This window comes from Pseudoduganella sp. GW821-FHT12E03, assembly GCF_058807115.1.
On sequence record NZ_JBXAQJ010000004.1, the window covers coordinates 452,372 to 472,079 of the forward strand.

The window sequence follows — 19,708 nt, forward strand, 5'->3', positions numbered from 1 at the left end:
ATAAGGCTCGATGAACGGAGATTCCACCATGAAACGCATGTCCACCCCTTTCCAGCAATGGCTGCACGACGGCCGCCTGTATGCGGTGCTGTCCGCCGCCGGGTTCAGCCTGAAGGCCGTGTTTGTGAAGCTGGGCTATGCGGCCGGGCCGGTCGATGCGCTGACCTTGCTGGCCATGCGCATGGGGTTTGCGCTGCCGCTGTTTGCGTGGCTGGTCTGGCTCAGCCGCGCCAGGGCGCAGGAAAGCCAAGCGCCGCAGGCGCCGCTCAGCGCGCGGGATGTGTTGCATATCCTGTTGCTGGGGCTGTTCGGTTATTACCTGTCCAGCCTGTTCGATTTTTATGGCCTCGAATACATCAGCGCCGGACTGGAGCGCTTGATCCTGTACGTGTACCCGACCCTGGTGCTGGTGTTCCAGGCGATTGCCCGCCGCACCTTGCCATCCGGCCGCGTGGCGCAGGCGATGGCGATTTGCTACGCGGGACTGGGCATCGCGTTTATCCATGACGTGGGCGCCGCGACGCAGGGCGCGCAGGTCTGGCTGGGCAGTGCGTGGGTGTTTGCCAGCGCCGTGACCTATGCGCTGTATTACCTGGGCACCGGCGCCATGCTGGCCCGCATCGGCTCGATGCGCCTGACGGGGCTGGCCGGCGCCGCGTCGTCCGTGCTGGTGCTGGCGCATTACGCGATGACGGGTCATCCGTCCGAGCTGGCGTCCCTGCCATCCGGCGTGTGGCTCAACGCGGGGCTGATGGCGGTGCTGTCGACGGCCTTGCCGGTGTACTGGATGGCGCTGGCGATCCAGCGCATGGGCGCGGCGCAGGCGGCCGCCTTTGGCAGCCTGGGGCCGGTGCTGACCGTGGTGGCCAGCTGGGCGCTGCTGGGGGAAGCGTTGTCGGCGTATCAGCTGGGTGGGTTGGCGCTGGTGATGCTGGGGGTGGCGCGGCTGAAACCGGCGCCAGCGGCGACGGCGGGCGCGCAGGCGGCAAGCGATGCGGCCACCTCAAAGCGGGCGGCATGAGGTGGCTGGCGCCGCATCACATGCCACGGCCATGCCTGCGGTATTCATCGGGTGTACTGCCGGTCAGCCGCCGAAACATGGTGATGAACGCGGACGATGTGGCATAACCCAGTTCGAACGCAATCTGTTCGACCGTATCCCCCTGCTCCAGTAAGGCAAAGGCCCGCACCACGCGCAAGCGGTTGCGCCATTCCACCAGCGTCATGCCAAGGTCGCGCTGGCAGCGGCGTTCCAGTGTGCGCTCCGTCAGGTTGGCGCAGGCGGCCAGTTCCGATACCGGTCGGGGATCGGCGGGATTGGCTTCCAGTAATTGCAGTACGCTAGACAGCATGGGATCGCCGGATGCCGGCAGGTAAGTGCCTGCCTGGCGGGCGGCGGCCAGCAGGTCGAACAGCACTTGCAGCAAACGCTCTTCCTGTAGCGTCTGCGGCAATCCTGGCGGATGCAGGCACAAATGCGCGAGCAGCTCACGGATAACGGGGGTGACCACCAGCGCGCACGCCTGGACTGGCATGGCGCCGCACAATCCGCCGGCAATGTACAGTGAACTGTGCTGCGCCTTGTGGCGGTTCCGGCCCAGATGTTCCACATGGGGTGGCAGCCAGATGCCGTACTGGGGCGGCACCAGGTAACTTGCCTCGGCCGCTCTGACCTCAATCACGCCGGAAGAGGAAAACACGAACTCGCCCCACGCATGGCTGTGGAATGGATACACGGCATCAGCCGGCATTTCTTCGCTGCGGAAGACAATCCGGGCCGGAATGTCTTCGCGGTAGGGCGCCGTCAGGACGTGCTGCGCTTTTTTCACAAGCTGCCTCTTTGGTTTCACCCGTGGCGGAATCGGGAAATCGTCTGTCGTTTTCAAACTATATCGTGAGAAGGCGTAACGGCATAATTTCCGTCACATCGTTCAAGGAGACTTTTATGGAACCAGCATCGCATCAGCATGCCCGTGTGTATGACAGCTTTGAAAAGCAAAACGCCATGGCGTTGATACGCGCCGTGCTGGGCCGGGTCGAATCTGGCCGCGTCGATATCCTGTTGCCGCATTGGGACGGCATTGAACAGCAGCATGGCTATGTGCATGGCGGCGTGGTGGGCATGATTGCCGATTCCGCCGCCGGCTATGCCGCCATGACACTGGCGCCGGCGCAGGCTTCGGTGCTGACGGTGGAATACAAGATGAACCTGGTCGCGCCGGCCGATGGCGAAACCTTGATCGCGCGCGGCAAGGTAATGCGCCCTGGCAAAACCCTGATCGTCACGCAGGCGGAAGTCTTCGCCATCAAAGGCAGCCGCGAAACCCTGTGTGCGCTGATGCAGCAAACCATCATGGTGATGCACGGTAAAGAGGAAAAATAGCCATGGCCGCTTACCTGCAATCCGGCGGCGTGGCGCCGCGCAAGGCGGTGACCCTGGCTTCGCTCATGGCGATGCATCGCGCGGGCGAAAAGATCGCCATGCTCACGTGCTACGACGCGAGTTTTGCCGCGCTGATGGATCGGTGCGGCGTGGATTTGTTGCTGGTCGGCGATTCGCTCGGCAACGTTTGCCAGGGCCATGACACGACGCTGGCCGTGACGCTGGACGACATCGCGTATCACACGGCGGCGGTCGCCCGGGGCAACCAGCATGCGTTCCTGATTGCCGACATGCCGTTCGGCACCTATGGCACGCCGCAAGCAGCGTATGACAATGCCGTGCGGCTGATGCGGGCCGGCGCCAGCATGGTGAAGCTGGAAGGCGGCGCGTGGCTGGCCGGGACCGTGCGCTTCCTCAGTGAGCGCGGCGTGCCGGTGTTCGCCCACTTGGGCTTGATGCCGCAATATGTGCATATGCTGGGCGGCTTCAAGGTGCAAGGAAAGACCGTTGAAGCGGTGGCGCAGCTCAAGGCGGAAGCACTGGCGTTGCAGGCGGCGGGGGCGTCCATGCTGTTGCTGGAAGCGATCCCGGCCCCGGTGGGCAAGGAAATGACCGCACTGCTTGCGATTCCGACGATCGGCATCGGCGCCGGACCGGATTGTTCCGGCCAGGTGTTGGTGATGCATGACATGCTGGATGTGTTCCCGGGGAAGAAAGCGCGGTTTGTCCGCAATTTCCTGGCGGGACAAGGCTCGATTCCACTGGCGTTCCAGGCCTACATTCGCGCGGTCAAGGATGGGACGTTTCCGGCAGCGGAACACTGTTTCTGATCGGTGGGGCCATGCTAGACTCATGGCGTTAGCCGGCCCGGTTTCCGGCCCGGTATTTTCGCCCACCTTGCGCCATGACCCCCACCCTCGTCCTCCACCAGCGCAGCTACGGCGCGCTACAAGATCCGGACCGCCACAGCTATGCGCAACTGGTGTTGCCGGTGGCCGGTGAAGTGCGGCTCGATATCGAAGGCAAGGTGGGCAGGCTCGATCCGCTGCATGGCGCGCTGGTGGCGCCCGGCGCGTGGCATGCGCAATGCAGCGCCGTCAGCAACCGTTCGCTGATCCTCGATGTCGATGCGGCCACGATGACGCACAGTGCGTGGCAACGCTTGCTGGAGCAGCCGTTCATGCTGTTCAGTCCCGCCGCCCGCAAGCTGATCGACTACCTCGGCATGATGTCGGACCAGCAAGCGGCGCCCACCGTGCTGCAGGGCTGGCTGCCGCTGCTGCTCGATACGGTCGCGCTGATCGCGCCGCAACCGGCGTCGCGGCTGGCGGCGCTGCTGGCACGGATCGAGGGCGAACCCGCCCTGCCGTGGAGCACGGACACCATGGCGCGCTGCGCCGGCGTCAGCGTCAGCCGCCTGCATGCGCTGTTCCGCGAAGAACTCGATGCCAGTCCCCACGCATGGCTGCAGCAAAAGCGGCTGGAATACGCGTGCACCTGGCTGGCCGGCAACAGCCGCCCGGTGGCGGACATTGCGCTGGCGGCGGGTTTTGCCGACCAGAGCGCGCTGACGCGCGCCATGCGCCAGGCAATGGAGACCACGCCTGCCGCCTACCGCAAGCGCATGCTGGAGAAACCGGCAAAGGCGCAGTAGAACGCGACAAGAATGCATCGCGCGCCCGGGCCAGAATCCCTGTTTTCAGGAGATTCACGATGGCCCATTCCCGCTGGCCCGGCGACACACCGGGCAACCCTTCCGCCGCCGTCGCAGCAACCGCAGCAACCGCTGCAACCGCAGCGCATGCGCAAGGCAACGCTGCCGCTGCCGCCGCGCGGACACGGAGACAGCCGATCCCGGGATACACGTCCGGCATGGCCGCCGGTATCGCCGCCGGCGCCATGTGGGGCCTGGTGTTTATCGCACCCAGGGTGGCGCCGGATTTCGAGCCGGTGCAATTGTCCGCCGGGCGCTACCTGGCGTATGGCGTGGTGGCGGCCGCATTGGTGGCGCCGTCGTGGCGGCGGCTTGCCGGACAGTTGAGCCGGCGCGAATGGTGGGCGCTGATATGGCTGAGTTTTCTCGGCAATATCCTGTATTACGTGTTCCTCGCCAACGCCGTGCAGCGCGGCGGCGTCGCCATGACGTCGCTGGTGATCGGCTTGCTGCCGGTGGCGGTGACCTTGCTGGGCAACCGCCAGTCCCAAGTCCAGGGACATGCGCCGTTGCGGCGCTTGCTGCCCTCGCTGGCGCTGAGCGTGGCCGGATTGGGCTGCATCGCCTGGCAAACCCTGTCGGCTGGCGATACCGGATCACTGAGCGGGCTGCTGTGCGCGGCGGGGGCGCTGCTGTCGTGGACCGTCTACGCGGTCCATAACAGCCGCTGGCTGGGCCGGTTGCATGGCGTCACGGCGGGCGAATGGAGCTTGCTGACCGGCGTGGTGACGGGCGCGGAAGCGCTGTTGCTGGTGCCCGCCTCGCTGGCGGCGGCAACGCCGCACAGTGCGCACGCATGGCTGGTGTTTGCCGGTGTGGTGACCAGCGTCGCGGTGCTGTGCTCGGTGGTGGGCAACGCTTTGTGGAACCATGCGAGCCGCGTGCTGCCGCTGGCGCTGACCGGCCAAATGATCGTGTTTGAAACCGTCTTTGCCACGCTGTACGGCTACCTGTGGGAACAGCGCTGGCCGACCCTGGCCGAAGGCGCCGCGCTGGCGCTGCTGGTGGCGGGTGTGGTGGCCTGCGCGCGGGCGCACCGGACTGATTAAAAACAGTATAAATAAATTTGGTTTTCACCTGATGACGCCAGATTATCGTTTCCGTTGTAAGCGATTCCCTAATTGTTGTTGCATCAATCCCGGCTCTGGGCGATATTCCGAAGCGGATACCAGCGTCGTCAGGGAGCCCCGGGGTGCGTACAGCGAAGTTCGTTGCAGCAATGTGTTGTTGCCTGCCTGCCATGGTGCAGGCTGCCGGCGCGGTGGTCGTCACGGAACACGTGCGCGCTGAATTGCTGGCGCACGCTCCGCAAGGCATTCAGCACGGCAAACCGGTGACACTGGGCCTGTCGCTGGCGCACCAGCCGCATTGGCACACCTACTGGAAAAACCCGGGTGATTCCGGCCTAGCCACCACCTTGAGCTGGACTTTGCCGCCGGGCTTCACGGCAGCGGAAATTGCCTGGCCAACGCCGAAGCGTTTGCCGCTGGGGCCGCTCGTCAATTATGGCTATGAGGGACAGGTGCTATTGCCCGTGTCCATCACCGTTCCTGCCAGCCACACCGGCGCGGCGCTCAAGGTGGCGCTGCATGCGGAATGGCTGGTCTGCAAGGAAATCTGCTTGCCGGAATCGGGCGACTTCACGCTGGAGTTGCCCGTTAACACCCCTGTCACACGACACCGGGCGCAGTTCGATGCAGCGCACGCCGCCACACCGGTGACGGTGGCGGGCGCCGGCGCCAGTGCGCGGGTCCAGGGCAATGCGCTGGCGTTCGAAGTGCGCGGCTTGCCGCCGGCGGCGCACGGCAAGCCGCTGCAATTCTTTGCGGAAGATGCCGGGGTGATTGATTACGCCGGTAAGGCGGAACAGCAATGGCAACACGGCGTATTGAGCGTGCGCGTGCCGTTGTCGGCGCAGCGCAGTGAAAGCCCTGCCGCGTTGCGCGCCGTGCTGGCGCTGGAAGGCCAGTCCGGCAGCTGGGCCGTGACGGCGCCCGTCGCGGGCGGCTGGCCGGGCGCCGGCACCAATTCCGCACAGGGGACGCCGCATGCGGCGGTGGATGCGGCGCCCCGTGCGCCGTCCGCCGGTCTTGCCGGCACAGCCGCTGCCACCCCCGCCACCGGTGTGCCGCTTGCGGTGGCGCCGTCCGATACGGCACCGCCGGCATTCCTGTTGTCGCTAGTGTTTGCCTTGATCGGCGGCGCGTTGTTGAACCTGATGCCCTGTGTTTTCCCCGTACTGTCGCTGAAGATCTTCGGCTTTACGCAGCATGCGGGTGAGCGCCGCAAGGCCGTGGCGGGTGGCCTGGCTTATACGGCGGGCGTGGTGCTGTCGTTTACCGCGCTGGCGGGCCTGCTGCTGGCTTTGCGCGCCGGCGGCGCGCAGCTGGGCTGGGGCTTCCAGTTGCAGTCGCCGGCCGTGGTGGCGGCGCTGTCCGCGCTGTTTACGCTGATCGGCTTGAACCTGGCGGGCGTGTTTGAATTCGGCGCGCTGCTGCCGGGGAGCGTGGCCGGCTACCGCGCAAAAAATCCGCTGCTCGACGATGCGCTCAGTGGCGTGCTGGCCGTCGCGGTGGCGTCGCCGTGCACGGCGCCTTTCATGGGCGCCGCGCTGGGCGTGGCGCTGACGGAACCGGCGCCGCGCGCGTTGGCGGTGTTTGCCGTGCTGGGGCTCGGCATGGCGGCGCCTTACCTGCTGGCGGCCCTGTCGCCGCAACTGGCGCGCCTGCTGCCGAAACCGGGCGCCTGGATGTTGCGTTTCAAGGCCATGATGGCGTTCCCCATGTTCGCCACCGTGGTGTGGCTGCTGTGGGTGCTGGGACAGCAAACCAGCGTCGATGCGATGGCCGGCATGGCAGGTGCGCTGGTGGCGCTTGCCTTTGCCTGCTGGACGCTGCACACGCCGCTGCAAAGCCGCCGTGGCCGCGCCGTGCTGGCGGCCACTGGCGTCCTGGTGCTGGCCGTCACAATAAGCCAGGTGTGGCCGCTGCTGCAGGCGGAACACGCCGCCACGGGACCGGCGCAGGCGCAAGGACAAGCGCTGGCGCCCGGAGCATGGGCGCCATGGTCCGTCGACGCGGTGGCGCAGGCGCGCCAGGCCGGCAAGCCGGTGTTTGTCGACTTTACGGCGGCGTGGTGCGTCACCTGCCAGTTCAACAAGCGCACGGTGTTGAACGACAAAACGCTGATGGCGGAATTCAATAAACGCCAGGTGGTGCTGCTGCGCGCGGACTGGACGCGGCGCGACCCCGCGATCACGCGGCAACTGGCGCAACTGGGACGCAGCGGCGTGCCGGTGTATGCGCTGTATGGCGTGAAAGACGGACAGCCGCAAGTGTTGTCCGAATTGTTAACCGTGGAAAAAGTCAGGGCCGCACTGGGCGGCATTTAACGCAAAGGAGCGAATGGCATGAAAAGGATGACGGCAGCATGGATGGTGGCCGCGGGGTTGGTGGCGGCGGCGAGCGGCACGGCGGCGGCGCAAGTCACCGTGGGCCAGGTGGCGCCCGCGTTTTCCGGCGTCGATACGGCAGGCAAAACCGTGTCGCTGGAAAGCTATAAGGGTAAATACGTGGTGCTGGAATGGGTCAACCCGGATTGCCCGTTCGTGAAAAAGCACTACAACAGCGGCAATATCCCGGCGACGCAAAAGCATGCGGCCAGCAAGGACGTGGTGTGGCTATCGGTCAGCACCAGCGCCAAGGGCGCCAGGGACCCCGCCATCGCGGCCACGCTCAATGGCTGGGCCAAGGAAACCAAGGCATCGGCGACCGCCATCGTGCTCGATGATGGCAAGATCGGCCAGGCCTATGGCGCGCGCACCACGCCGCACCTGTACCTGATCGACCCGGCCGGCAAGGTGGTGTATGCGGGCGCGATCGACAGCAAGGCCAGCGCCAATCCAGCCGATATCGCCGGCGCCACCAATTACGTGACGCAGGCCATCGATGAAGTCAAAGCGGGCAAGCCGGTCAGCAAGGCGGTGACGCAGCCCTATGGCTGCTCGGTGAAATACGGCTGACGTGCCGACTATATTGCCGGCACAGTGCGCAGGGCAACGGGCATGGTTACAATGGGAGATTGTTAAAACACAAAGTTAATACTTCGACCAAGGAAAGCCTCCATGCCTGTTCGCCGCCATCTCCGCCCTACCGTCCTGGCGTATTCCATCGCCGCCGCCTGCGCCCAGAGCGCCTTCATTGCCCCTGCCGCCTGGGCCCAGCAGCAGTCTGACCAGATCGAGGTGGTCACCGTGACGGCGCAAAAGCGCAAGGAAGACCCGAACAAGGTGGCGATGAGCATCTCGGCGGTCAGCGGCGCGCAGCTGCAATCGCAGCATGTGGCCGATTTCACGGATTTGACGCGGGTGGTGCCGAATATCTCGTTTACCGCCGCCACCGGCAACGGCGGCGCCGGTCCCGGCACCTCCAACATTGAAATCCGCGGCATCAGTTCCGCCGCCGGCGCCGCCACCGTCGGGATTTACCTGGGCGACGTCTCGCTGACCGTGGGCAATGTGTACACCATGGGTACGGTGGAACCGAAGTTCTTCGACATCGACCGGGTGGAAGTGCTGCGCGGCCCGCAGGCGACCTTGTATGGCGCCAGCTCGATGGGCGGCACCATCAAGTTCGTGCCGAATGAGCCGGACCTGAAAGAGCGCGAATTCACCACCTACGCGGACGTGTCGGCGCTGAAAGGCGGCAGCACCAGCTATTCGGCCAACGCGGTGGCGAACTTCCCGCTGATCGACGATGAACTGGCGCTGCGCATCGGCGTGCAGTCGCAGCGCGCCGGCGGCTTTATCGACCAGGTCGATGGCGCGGGCAAGGTGCTGGCCAACGATATCAACAAGATCGACGACCAGGAATTGCGCCTGGCGCTGAAATGGAAGCCGCTGCGCACGGTCACCATCACGCCGTCGTTCTACTACCAGAAGGTCGATGCGAAGGATATCGCTGCCTTCAATTTTGAACTGCCCCCTTACCAGGCGCAAAAGCAGGTGCGCGAGCCGTCGAAGGATGTGCTGCAGACGGCCAACCTGGCGGTGAACTGGGACCTGGGCTGGGCCGACCTGGTATCGAGCACCAGCTACTTCAAGCGCAAGTTCGACCGCATCCAGAACGGTTCGGCCTACAACAGTTATTCGCTGTCGACGTTCCTGACCTCGACTGATGATGGCGGCAATGCGCCGCCGGAACTGATCGAGGCGATTGCCGGCCTGCCGTCGGCGGTGCTGATCAACAACCGCGTGCGCCAGGTGGCGCAGGAATTCCGCCTGGCGTCGCGTCCGTACGATGCAAAAGTGTCGCCGTGGACCTGGCTGGGCGGCCTGTATGTCTCGAACCAGCATACCGGCATCGATGAAAACGACCCGATCTTCGGCGTCAACGCAACCTTTGCCCGCTTTGGCTACGCCACGCCGGACCCGGACTTGCTGCCGGGCTGGAACAGCGGCTCCTTCCCCGGCGATAACTCGTTCCAGGGCGTGTTCCGCTACCGTGAAAAGCAAAGCTCGGTGTTCGGCGAAGTGAATTACTACTTCACGCCGTCGCTGCATGCGACCGTGGGCGCGCGCTACCTGAAGGGCGATTCCACGCTGGACCAGCGCAATGGCCTGTACCTGGCGGGCGCGGGCAACAACAGCAGCACCAGCCTGTCGTCGAAAGCCTTTACGCCGAAGTATGCGGTGACGTGGGAAGTCAGTCCGCAGCACACGGTGTATGCGACGGCGGCGAAAGGGTTCCGCCTGGGCGGCTCCAACGTGTTCGTGCCGCCGACCACTTGCGGCGAAGACCTGGAGGCCAATGGCCTGGCGGCAGGCCCGGAAACCTATAAATCGGACAGCCTGTGGAGCTATGAAGTGGGCAGCAAATCGCGCTTCTTCAACAACCGCCTGTCCGTGAATGCGGACGCGTTCTACATCAAGTGGAAAAACATCCAGCAGGGCGTCTACCTGCCGACCTGCGCCTACACGTATAACGCCAACGCGGGCAATGCCGTCAGCAAGGGCTTCGAATTCGACATCAAGGCCAAGCCGGTGTCCGGCCTGACCCTGTCCGCCTCGGGCGGCTATGTGCAGGCGGAATTGTCGAACGATGAAGGCATCAACAACGGCGTGCTGGGCGCGGTGCGCGGCGCGCAGGTGCAGGGCGTGCCGAAATATAACGCGGCCGTCAGCGCGCAATACAACTTTGCGCTGTTTGGCGACAAGAGCGCCTTCGTGGCGGGCGGCGTGCAGTGGGTGGGCGCGTCCAAGGGTTCGCTGAACCCAGCCAGCACGGATTATGACCGCCCTGCATACCATACGGCGGACTTGAGCGCGGGCTTGAGCGTGGACCGCTACAAGTTCACCGCGTACGTGAAAAATGTGTTCGACAACGATACCGTGATCCAGCACCCGCAGGTGGCGTCGATCGTGCAGGGTTACCGCGTGGCGCCGCGCGCCATCGGTGTCAGCGTCGCGGCGAAATTCTGAGCGGGAGGCGGAGATGAGCGATGATGTGTTGCACGGCAGCTGTTTGTGCGGTGGCGTGGCGTACCGGGCCGATGGTCCGGTGCGGGACACCAGCCATTGCTATTGCACCATGTGCCAGAAACAGCACGGCGCGGCATCCGGCACCTATGCGAATGTGGCGCGCGCCACGTTTGCGTTTGAGCGGGGCGCAGCGCTGGTGACGGAATACGCGTCGTCCGACCATGGCCGGCGCGGCTTTTGCAAGGTGTGTGGTTCGACCTTGTACTGGCGCAGTACGCAGTCGGAAGACCGCATCGCGGTCACATTGGGGACGCTTGATCCCGCCTATACGGGGACGGTGCGGAAAGAACTGCACGTGGACACCAAACCGACGTGGTTGCCGGTCAGGTAAGCTCTGAAAGACATACGCGGCGCAAAATGCGTAGGGCGGTTTCGCCAAAGGCGAAGCCGCCATGCAAGCACCCCGGTACCGCACGCATGGCGGCTTTCGCTCCCGCGAAAACCGCCCTACGGATTACTTGGTGGTGGCTACGGCAGGCGCTGCGGCCGGAGCTGGCGCCGCGGCGGCTTTCTCAGCCGGCTTGGCTTCCTTGGCTTTATGCTTGGTGTGCGTAGCGGTTTTCTCGGTCTTCGCATCGGCCTTGGCGGCAACCTTGGTGTCTTTGGCTTCCGCTTTCACTTCCGCTTTTACCGGCGCTTTCACGTCCGCCTTGGCTTCGACTTTCGCCGTTGCAGCAGCTGGCGTTGCGGCCGCTGCAGGGGCGGCGGCCGGCGCCGGCGAGTTGGCGAAAGCTGCGGTAGCGAACAGGCCGGCGATCAGGGTAGCGATGGTCTTGGTCATGATATGTTTTCCTTGAATTTAATATAAACGGTTTATTTGGTATTGACGATTGTTCGTATTACTTGGCTGCTGCTGGCTTGACTTCCGGCGTCTTGGTTTCTGCTTTGACTTCGGCTTTGGATTCGGATTTCACTTCCGCCTTGGCTTCGGCTTTGACTTCAGCTTTGGCTACCGGGGCTGCTGGTGCAGGCGTGGCCGGTGCGGCGGATTGGGACTGTGCAAACGCGGCGCTGGCGAACAGGCTGGCGATCAGAACGGCGGAGATTTTTTTCATGGTTCGGTTCTCTTTCTGTGATGTGCTTGCTTGTATGTGTTTGCTTCGTTTCGTGCACTTGTCTGTGTCACTTGAGCATTAAACGGACGCCGGAATACCGCCGTTGACGGGCTTTACACGTGCTTACAATTGATGAGCTTGCTTACAATTGGCGCGTCAACGCAAACAGGCCGCACCGGCATAACGCCCGGTGCGGCCTGCATTGAAATCCTGAAGAACGGCCGCTTACACCGTCGGCAGGCGCAGGATTTCTTCGGTGGCGAGGATGGCGCCGAAGGCGTCGGCGATGGTGGCCAGCGAGGCGCGGTGCAGCGCCGCGTGCGGCAGTACCGTGCCGTCGCCGGTATCGAGATCGCGCGTCGCGCAGGCATCGTCCGCCACCAGCACGCTATAACCGAGCGGCACCGCATCGCGCGCGGCGCCGCTGACGCACATATGCGTCATCAGGCCGGTGATCAGCAAGTGCTGCACGCCCGCCGCTTTCAGGCGCGCATCGAGATCCGTGCCCTGGAATGCGCTGACCATGGTTTTTTTCACGATGGCGTGGTGCGGCGCGGGCGCCAGGCCGCTGTGCTGCAGGACGGTCGGGCTGTCTTCGGCGAAGATCGGGCTGCCCGGTGGCGTCACGTGCTGGATATGGAACACCGGGATGCCATGCTGGTCGGCATGGTCAACCAGCTTGCGCGTATTGCGCAGTGCGTTGGCGCCATCCGGGATCGGCAGCCTGCCGTCGAAATACTCGTTCTGGAAGTCGATCACCAGCAGCGCGGTGCGGGCTTTTTCGATGGCGGTGGGCGCGTTGGCGCCGGACAGGGTACGCAAGGTTGGGTGGTGCATGGTGGGCTCCTGTGTGAGTGAACAATGAGTGGAAGAACTGGATGCAGTATCGGCTTGCGGCGGCAGGCGGGAAAGCGGCGGGCAAGACAACATATGCTAGGATCGGGCCATGTTGAATCCATCCCCTGACGCCGCCCACACCGTGGCGGTGGTCGCATTCGAGGGCATCAGCCCATTCCACTTGTCGGTCCCCTGCATGGTGTTCGGCGACGATTTGTCGCGCCTGGGCGTGCCCCGCTACGGGCTGGTGGTGTGCGGCGAAAAGCCTGGCCCGATCGCCACCATGTCCGGCTTCGATATCGTGGTGGAGCGCGATTTGTCGGCGCTGGCGCAAGCCGATACCGTGATCGTCCCGGCCTGGCCCGATCCTGACGTTGCGCCGCCCGCCCCACTGCTGCAGGCGCTGCGCGCCGCCCATGCGCGCGGCGCGCGGATGGTGGGACTGTGCCTGGGCGCGTTCGTGCTGGCCGAAGCGGGCCTGCTCGATGGCCACACGGCGTCCACCCATTGGGTGTGGGCCGACGATTTCGCCCGCAAATACCCCAAGGTGAAGCTGGACCCGAAAGTGCTGTATGTCGACGATGGCAATATTTTGACGTCGGCCGGCACGGCGGCGGCGATCGACTGTTGCCTGCATATGCTGCGCGTTGACCACGGCGCAGACGTCGCGAGCCGGGTGGCGCGCCGCATGGTGGTGGCGCCGGTGCGCCATGGCGGCCAGGCGCAGTACATCGAACAGCCGTTGCCAAAAAATAGCGGCAGCGATCCGCTCAGCAAGGCGCTTGACTGGGCCATCGCCAACCTGGCGCAGCCGATCAGTGTCGATACGCTGGCCGAACGTGCGGCCATGAGCCGCCGCAATTTCACCCGCCGCTTCAAGATGAAGACCGGCACCACGGTGGCGCAATGGCTGATCAATTACCGGCTGGCGGCCGCGCAGCGCTTGCTGGAAACCGGCGGCCAGGCCATCGACCATATCGCCGACCTGGTCGGCTTTGGTTCGGCGGCATCGCTGCGCCAGCATTTCACGTCTAAATTCGGGGTGTCGCCGGCGGCGTACCGCAAGCAGTTCCGCAGCGTGTGAATAATGAGATGCCCGGCCTGAAGGCCCTGCACCTGGAATTCAAATAAAAAAAGCTCCTGCCGTGACAGGAGCTTTCGAGGAGGGGGTGTAGATTATTTGGTGGTGGCGGCGACTGCCGGGGTGGCGGCTGGCGCTGCGGCCGGTGCAGCGGCTGGTGCTGGAGCGGCTGCGGTTTTTTCGGCTGGCTTGGTGTCAGCTTTGGCGTGCTCCTTGGCTTTGTGTTCCTTGCCGTTGACCGCTGCTTTTTCCACTTTCGCTTCCTTCTTCGCGCCTTCTTCCTTCGCCGCGGCCTTCACTTCCTTGGTGTCGGCCTTGGCCGCCACTTTGGCTTCCGCCTTGGCGTCCTTGGCTTCGGCCTTCACCGGCGCTTTCACTTCAGCCTTCACTTCTGCTTTGGCTTCGGCTTTGGCCGGCGCCGCTGCGGTGGCGGCTGGCGCGGCGGCCGGTGCTGGCGAATTGGCGAAAGCTGCGGTAGCGAACAGGCCGGCGATCAGGGTAGCGATGGTCTTGGTCATGATATATTTTCCTTGAATTTGATATAAACGATTTATTTGGTATTAACGAATATTTGTATTACTTGGCTGCTGCTGGCTTTACTTCCTGCGTTTTGGTTTCTGCTTTGACTTCGGCTTTGGATTCGGTTTTCACCTCCGGCTTGGCTTCCACCTTGACTTCGGCTTTGGCTACCGGGGCTGCTGGTGCAGGCGTGGCCGGTGCGGAGGATTGGGACTGTGCAAACGCGGCGCTGGCGAACAGGCTGGCGATCAGAACGGCGGTGATTTTTTTCATGGTTCAGTTCTCTTTCCGTAGGGTGCTGCGTGGCTGGTTTCGTTTCGTGCACTTGTCCGTGTCACTTGAGCCTAAAACGGGCCCCGGAACACCGCCGTTGACGGTCTTTACACGTGCTTACAATTGATGAAATTGCTTACAGCTTTGTAAGCAGGAGACCAGCCGCCATCAGCACGAACAAAGCGCCCATGAATCGCCGCAGAACCCGCATGCCGCCGCCATTGAGCAGGTGCGTTCCGGCCCTGGCAGCCACCAGCACGTAGGTCACGTGTGATACAAACATGCAGGCCACGAACGTCAGGCTCAATAGCAGGAAGCGGGGACCGGTCATCTGCTGCATTGGCAGGAATTGCGGAAAGACCGCGGTGAAAAACAGGATGCTCTTGGGATTGCTGCAGGCGACCGCCAGGCCGCGCATGAAGACGGCGCGGCGGCTGCCATCGACTGCACGGGTTGACAGGGTTGGCGCGCCGGCCTGCCCGGCCTGGCGCCATTGCTGGATGCCGAGCCACGCCAGGTAGGCGGCTCCGCCTGCATTCAATACAGTGAAGGCCGCCGGTGAACGCGAAAACAGCAGGCCGGCGCCACTGACCGCGATGCACGACACAATAAACACACCGGCCGCATTGCCGGCCGAACTATATAAGGTGCGGCGCGCGCCCAAGGCCAAGGTGGTCGATATCGCCAGCAGCACGCCGGGACCGGGACTGAAGGTCGCGGCCAGCGCGACCGCGACAAAGGCCAACCAAAGGGAAAATGACATGGGCGGCTCAGGGATGGGTGCAGCCGTGGCTGATGAAGGCGGGACGCTGCCGCAGCCGCTCGTGGTACGCGCGCACGGCGGGCAAGTCCGCATGCGCGATCGGCGTGGCCAGCCAGCGCTGCACCGAGACGCCCAGGACGATGTCGGCCAGGGTGAAGGACTCGCCCGCCGCAAAGGCGCCGGTGGCGCCCAGCCGGGCATCGAGCGTTGCCATCTGGCGGTTCCAGGCGGCTTCGCTGGCGGCAATGGCCGCGCTGTCCGTGAAATCGGGATGGCGCCGCGCCAGCGCCATGAACGCGTAGCGCCATGATGCGTTCAAGTCCGTGGCTTGCCAGTCCATCCACTTTTCCACGTGGGCGCGCGCCAGCGGATCGGCCGGCAGCAAGTCGGTGCGCTGGTGGCGGCCCGCCAGGTAGCGGCAAATGGTATTGGATTCCCACAGCACGGCATCGCCATCGGCCAGCACCGGCACCAGTCCGTGCGGATTGAGCGCCAGGAAGGCGGGGCTGGCCGTCGCGCGGCCGGTGCCCAGGCCCCACTCTTCCAGTTCATACGGCAGACCGATTTCCGCACAGGTCCACAGCACTTTGCGGACATTGATCGACGGGGCTTTACCAAGGATTTTCAACATGGCGTCAACGATGAGGGGGATGGGACACCCAGTATCACATCGATACGAAAAGGAATAAATCCCGTACTATTTACAACATCGTGAACTGGTAATTAATAATCATGGACAAGATGCGCAGCATGGAAGTGTTCGTGCGGGTGGTGGACGCCGGCAGTTTCACGGCGGCGGCTGGCCAGTTGGCCATTTCCACGGTGATGGTCAGCAAACATATCGCCGCGCTGGAAAAACTGGTGGGCGCGCGCCTGTTGCACCGGACCACGCGCAGCCTGAGCCTGACGGAAATCGGCGAGCGTTATTGCGACGAGTGCCGCCACATCCTGCAACTGGTGGCCGCGGCGGAAACCGGCGCGCAAGCGATGCGCACCACGCCGCGCGGCATCATCAAGCTGAGCGCCCCGGCAGCTTTTGGCGGCCACTGCCTGGCGCCCGCGCTGGCGGATTACCTGGCGCGCTATCCGGACGTCAGCGTTGAACTGGATTTATCGAACCGCCTGTCGGACCTGGTGGAAGATGGCCTGGACGCCGCGATCCGCATCGGTTATCTGAAAGATTCCGCGCTGGTGGCGCGGCCGCTGCGGCCCACGCGCATGGTGATCTGCGCGTCCCCCGCTTACCTGGCGCGGCGCGGCACGCCGCAAACCCCGGCCGACCTGGACCGGCATGATTCGCTGGACTTCCAGCACTGGCGGCGCGACGTGCGGTGGCGGCTGGAAGGCATGGGGCCCGGCGCGCCATTGCCGGTATCGCGCCTGCGTTCGAACCAGGGGCCGGCGCTGCGCCAGGCCGCGCTGGCCGGTCTGGGGCTGGTGATGCAGGCCGAAGTGGTGCTGGCGGACGATATCGCGGCCGGCAGGCTGGTGCCGGTGCTGCCGGACTACATGCCGGCGCCACGGCCGATGCACTTGTTGTACCCGCGCGACCGCCAGGCCACGCCCAAGCTCAGCAGTTTTGTGGAGTTTGTGGTGGAGCGTTTTGGCGCTTGATGTACCAAGTGAAGTGTCAAATTAACTACATCCATATCATCTATGCAATGCAACAATGATTGCTACACGCCAAAAAACCCTTTAGAGTGAGGGGGTTAGCCGTTCCAGACTTGTAAGCCTTGCCATGCCTGCCCGACGTGGCGCCTTCCCCAGATACACCATGACCCTGAAATCGTTCGTGCGTACCGGCTTGCCTGCCGCGTGCGCGTTGCTGGCCCTGACCGCCCTTCCCGTTCACGCGCAGACCGCGCAAAAAATGTCGGCTGCCGAAAAGCTGAAGCAGGAAGTCGCGGCCGCCATCGCGGCGGCGAACGCCGCCAAGGGCGACGCCACCACCGGCACGATCGAAGCCGCCAAGGCGGAAGCGGAGCGCCAGGCCCGTATCAAGGAAGCGCTGGCGGCGCCGACGCTGTCGCCATCGGCGCTGATGCGCGGCGCGGCGGCGCCCGGGACACCGGGATTGCCGGCACAAGGCGCCTCAGCCACCGCGGCCGCCGGCGCGGAGCAGGCCACGCCCGCCAGCCCGGACGCGCAGGCGCCCGCCGCCCCGGCCGGGCCGGAAACCGTGGCGATGGGCGCCGAACAGCGCCTGGCGCTGGTGATCGGCAATTCGGGCTACAAGACCTCGCCGCTGATCAACCCGGTCAACGATGCGCGCGCCATGGCGATCAAGCTGCAGCAACTGGGCTTTACCGTCATCAAGCGCGAAAACGCCAGCCTGGAAGAAATGATGTCGGCGGTGCGCGAATTCGGCAACCAGCTGAAAAACGGCGGTGTCGGCCTGTTTTATTACGCCGGCCACGGCATCCAGGCCAAGGGCGTCAATTACCTGGTGCCGGTTGACGCCAACATCGCGCGCGAAGATGAACTGGCGACGCGCGCCTACAACGCCAACGAAGTGCTGGAAAAGATGGACACGGCGAAGAACCGCATCAACCTGGTGGTGCTCGATGCGTGCCGCGACAACCCGTTCGCGCGCAGCTTCCGCTCCGGTGCGCGTGGCTTGGCGGGCATGGATTCGACGCCGAAAGGCACGCTGGTGGCGTATGCGACCTCGCCAGGCTCCACCGCGTCCGATGGCAGCGGCGCCAATGGGCTGTATACGGCGCAATTGCTGGCCGCGATGGCGGAACCGGGCGTGAAAGTCGAAGACGTGTTCAAGCGTGTGCGCGAAGGCGTGCTGTCGGAATCGGAAGGCAAGCAAACGCCGTGGGAAATGTCGTCGATTACCGGCAATTTCTATTTCAACCCGACCGCCGAGCAGCAATCGCAACCGGTCGTCAGCGCCGTGCCGGCGCCGCGCGTGGGTGCGATGGCGCGCAACGCGTCGCAAACGCTGATTCCACGCAAGCTGATTGAAAACTACCAGCTGGCGGGCAATTTCGCGATCCAGTCCGGCGCGGCGCAGGGCGGCTTTTCCGCCAGCGGCCACCATTTCGCGCTGGTCACCGGCGACAAGACCCTGCACGTGTGGAATACCGACACCGGCATGGCAACGGTGACGGAACCCGGCTACGGCGTCTCGTCGATGTCGGCCAACCGCCGCTACCTGCTGGGCCTGGCCGACAACGGCAAGGTCACCATCACGGACCTGCACCAGGAAGCGGCGCCGAAAGTGTTGACCGGCCTGCCGGCCGGCATCGCGAAAGCCGGCTTGTCGCCGGACGGCCGCCGCCTCGTCATCCATACGCGGGAAGAAGGCTTCCTGTTGTACGACGCGGAAAGCGGGCAGCGCATGGCCAAGCTCGACAGCGTGGACGGCGAACCGCGCTTTGACTTTGCACCGGCCGGCAACCGCTTGCTGACCTGGGGCAGCCGTGACAGCGCGATGAAGCTGTGGGACAGCGAAAAAGGCAGCAAGGTGGCGCGCATGAGCGACCACTGGGACCCGGTGGCGCTGACGCGCTTTTCCCGCGACGGCGCTCTCCTGATGAGCGCGGCGGCCAATGACAAGGCCGTGATTTTCCGCATGTCCGATGGCGACAGTGTGCGCCGCTTCAATTTCGGCGATGGCAATCCGGTGCCGCAGTTCGCCGACTTCTTCCTGGACGGCAAGCGCTTGCTGGCCTATGTGCTGCGCAGCGCGCGCCAGGAACTGGGCGCGGTCATGCACCTGGGGGTATGGGATACGGCCAGCGGCAATTTTGTTGGCTCCCTGCTGGGCGATGGCATCACGGTGCGCAATTATCGTTTTTCGCCGGACCGTTCGCGCCTGTTCGTCAATGCCGGCGACCGCAACCTGTACGTGTTCGACATGAACAACCTGAAGCGCCTGTCGACCCTGGCCGGCGCGGAATTGCTGCACGTGTCGCCGGACGGCCGCCGCGCCATCGTCAAGGGCGCCGAAGGCGTGCGCCTGGTCGATGTCCAGACCCTGTCGCCGCTGGCGCGCATGCCGGGCCAGGTCAGCGCCTACATGTCGGCCAAGGGCGGCCTGTTCGTGACCAGCACGGAAACCGGCTTGCTGACCTTGTGGAGCCTGGAAAACGGCGACGCCATCGGCCACCTGAAAGGCCACCTCGATGCGATCACCGGCGCCCTGTTCTCGGACGACGGCCGCCGCCTGGTGACGATCGGCACCGACAACGTGGCCAAGCTGTGGGCGCTGCCGGACATCCGCGAAGCGAACCAGCTGGTCAAGGACCAGTTTGAATCGAGCGCGGAATACCACAAGCGCATGAGCAACTGGACCTCGCCCTACAGCGCGCTGGCCCACCTGGTCGGCTATAACGCCGATACCCAGACCTATTCCGTGAAAGTGGGCGACGTCGCCATCGACGTGCCGTTCGACCGCGACGCCGCGCGCAAGCTGATGGGCCAGCGCCAGGCCATCGTGACGGGCAACCTGCGCTTCTTCGACGTCGAGCAACTGGTGCTGGCCGATGCGAAGCTGACGAAGCTGCCGTAAGACCCCGGAATATCCGATAATGC

20 protein-coding genes are annotated in these 19,708 nt (G+C 64.4%); 12 read left to right on the top strand and 8 right to left on the bottom strand.

What is annotated here, in order from left to right:
- Positions 1 to 28 precede the first annotated feature (28 nt).
- A complete protein-coding gene (locus AC1RRC_RS12870; protein WP_493055864.1) occupies positions 29 to 1,021 on the top strand; it encodes a DMT family transporter in 993 nt (330 codons plus the stop codon).
- A 16-nt stretch (positions 1,022 to 1,037) separates the two neighbouring features.
- On the opposite strand, the gene AC1RRC_RS12875 is transcribed toward AC1RRC_RS12870, so the two are convergent.
- On the bottom strand, positions 1,038 to 1,829 hold the full coding sequence (locus AC1RRC_RS12875; protein WP_493055865.1) for an AraC family ligand binding domain-containing protein: 792 nt from the start codon (positions 1,827 to 1,829) through the stop codon (positions 1,038 to 1,040).
- 116 nt (positions 1,830 to 1,945) lie between these two features.
- Between AC1RRC_RS12875 and AC1RRC_RS12880 the strand changes: the two genes are divergently transcribed.
- The 8 genes from AC1RRC_RS12880 (at position 1,946) to AC1RRC_RS12915 (ending at position 10,966) form a co-directional block, all read left to right on the top strand.
- Positions 1,946 to 2,383, top strand: a complete 438-nt coding sequence (locus tag AC1RRC_RS12880) for a PaaI family thioesterase (protein ID WP_493055866.1) — start codon at positions 1,946 to 1,948, stop codon at positions 2,381 to 2,383.
- A 2-nt stretch (positions 2,384 to 2,385) separates the two neighbouring features.
- Positions 2,386 to 3,213 carry a 3-methyl-2-oxobutanoate hydroxymethyltransferase gene (gene panB, locus AC1RRC_RS12885; protein ID WP_493055867.1) on the top strand — a complete coding sequence of 276 codons (828 nt, stop codon included), beginning with the start codon at positions 2,386 to 2,388 and terminating at the stop codon, positions 3,211 to 3,213.
- A gap of 74 nt (positions 3,214 to 3,287) precedes the next feature.
- Entirely contained in the window at positions 3,288 to 4,037 is a 750-nt protein-coding gene (locus tag AC1RRC_RS12890; protein ID WP_493055868.1) for a helix-turn-helix domain-containing protein, read from the top strand.
- A gap of 218 nt (positions 4,038 to 4,255) precedes the next feature.
- Positions 4,256 to 5,146, top strand: a complete 891-nt coding sequence (locus tag AC1RRC_RS12895; protein ID WP_493055999.1) for a DMT family transporter — start codon at positions 4,256 to 4,258, stop codon at positions 5,144 to 5,146.
- 143 nt (positions 5,147 to 5,289) lie between these two features.
- Complete coding sequence (locus AC1RRC_RS12900) at positions 5,290 to 7,488, top strand: protein-disulfide reductase DsbD family protein (RefSeq protein WP_493055869.1); 2,199 nt, start codon at positions 5,290 to 5,292, stop codon at positions 7,486 to 7,488.
- Positions 7,489 to 7,506: 18 nt separating this feature from the next.
- On the top strand, positions 7,507 to 8,118 hold the full coding sequence (locus tag AC1RRC_RS12905) for a redoxin domain-containing protein (protein WP_493055870.1): 612 nt from the start codon (positions 7,507 to 7,509) through the stop codon (positions 8,116 to 8,118).
- A gap of 102 nt (positions 8,119 to 8,220) precedes the next feature.
- Complete coding sequence (locus AC1RRC_RS12910; RefSeq protein ID WP_493055871.1) at positions 8,221 to 10,575, top strand: TonB-dependent receptor; 2,355 nt, start codon at positions 8,221 to 8,223, stop codon at positions 10,573 to 10,575.
- A 13-nt stretch (positions 10,576 to 10,588) separates the two neighbouring features.
- Positions 10,589 to 10,966 carry a GFA family protein gene (locus tag AC1RRC_RS12915; protein WP_493055872.1) on the top strand — a complete coding sequence of 126 codons (378 nt, stop codon included), beginning with the start codon at positions 10,589 to 10,591 and terminating at the stop codon, positions 10,964 to 10,966.
- 123 nt (positions 10,967 to 11,089) lie between these two features.
- Here the strand turns inward: AC1RRC_RS12915 and AC1RRC_RS12920 are convergent, their stop codons facing one another.
- From AC1RRC_RS12920 to AC1RRC_RS12930, 3 genes are all read right to left on the bottom strand, one after another.
- On the bottom strand, positions 11,090 to 11,416 hold the full coding sequence (locus tag AC1RRC_RS12920) for a hypothetical protein (protein ID WP_493055873.1): 327 nt from the start codon (positions 11,414 to 11,416) through the stop codon (positions 11,090 to 11,092).
- A 58-nt stretch (positions 11,417 to 11,474) separates the two neighbouring features.
- Positions 11,475 to 11,690 (bottom strand): hypothetical protein, encoded by a 216-nt coding sequence (locus AC1RRC_RS12925; protein WP_493055874.1) that lies wholly within the window; start codon positions 11,688 to 11,690, stop codon positions 11,475 to 11,477.
- Positions 11,691 to 11,915: 225 nt separating this feature from the next.
- A complete protein-coding gene (locus AC1RRC_RS12930) occupies positions 11,916 to 12,527 on the bottom strand; it encodes a cysteine hydrolase family protein (RefSeq protein WP_493055875.1) in 612 nt (203 codons plus the stop codon).
- A 109-nt stretch (positions 12,528 to 12,636) separates the two neighbouring features.
- Here AC1RRC_RS12930 and AC1RRC_RS12935 point away from each other — a divergent pair, with 109 nt between their 5' ends.
- On the top strand, positions 12,637 to 13,611 hold the full coding sequence (locus AC1RRC_RS12935; RefSeq protein ID WP_493055876.1) for a GlxA family transcriptional regulator: 975 nt from the start codon (positions 12,637 to 12,639) through the stop codon (positions 13,609 to 13,611).
- Positions 13,612 to 13,703: 92 nt separating this feature from the next.
- Here AC1RRC_RS12935 and AC1RRC_RS12940 read toward each other — a convergent pair whose 3' ends face one another.
- The 4 genes from AC1RRC_RS12940 to AC1RRC_RS12955 all read right to left on the bottom strand — a co-directional run bounded on the left by AC1RRC_RS12940 (position 13,704) and on the right by AC1RRC_RS12955 (position 15,794).
- Complete coding sequence (locus AC1RRC_RS12940) at positions 13,704 to 14,126, bottom strand: hypothetical protein (protein WP_493055877.1); 423 nt, start codon at positions 14,124 to 14,126, stop codon at positions 13,704 to 13,706.
- A gap of 58 nt (positions 14,127 to 14,184) precedes the next feature.
- On the bottom strand, positions 14,185 to 14,400 hold the full coding sequence (locus AC1RRC_RS12945) for a hypothetical protein (RefSeq protein ID WP_493055878.1): 216 nt from the start codon (positions 14,398 to 14,400) through the stop codon (positions 14,185 to 14,187).
- A 136-nt stretch (positions 14,401 to 14,536) separates the two neighbouring features.
- Positions 14,537 to 15,163, bottom strand: coding sequence for a LysE family translocator (locus AC1RRC_RS12950; protein ID WP_493055879.1), 627 nt, complete (start codon positions 15,161 to 15,163; stop codon positions 14,537 to 14,539).
- Between the two features lie 7 nt (positions 15,164 to 15,170).
- Complete coding sequence (locus tag AC1RRC_RS12955) at positions 15,171 to 15,794, bottom strand: glutathione S-transferase family protein (protein ID WP_493055880.1); 624 nt, start codon at positions 15,792 to 15,794, stop codon at positions 15,171 to 15,173.
- 101 nt (positions 15,795 to 15,895) lie between these two features.
- Here AC1RRC_RS12955 and AC1RRC_RS12960 point away from each other — a divergent pair, with 101 nt between their 5' ends.
- Both AC1RRC_RS12960 and AC1RRC_RS12965 read left to right on the top strand, forming a co-directional pair.
- On the top strand, positions 15,896 to 16,777 hold the full coding sequence (locus AC1RRC_RS12960; protein ID WP_493055881.1) for a LysR family transcriptional regulator: 882 nt from the start codon (positions 15,896 to 15,898) through the stop codon (positions 16,775 to 16,777).
- Between the two features lie 160 nt (positions 16,778 to 16,937).
- Positions 16,938 to 19,685, top strand: coding sequence for a caspase family protein (locus tag AC1RRC_RS12965; protein WP_493055882.1), 2,748 nt, complete (start codon positions 16,938 to 16,940; stop codon positions 19,683 to 19,685).
- The last annotated feature ends 23 nt before the right edge of the window (positions 19,686 to 19,708 follow it).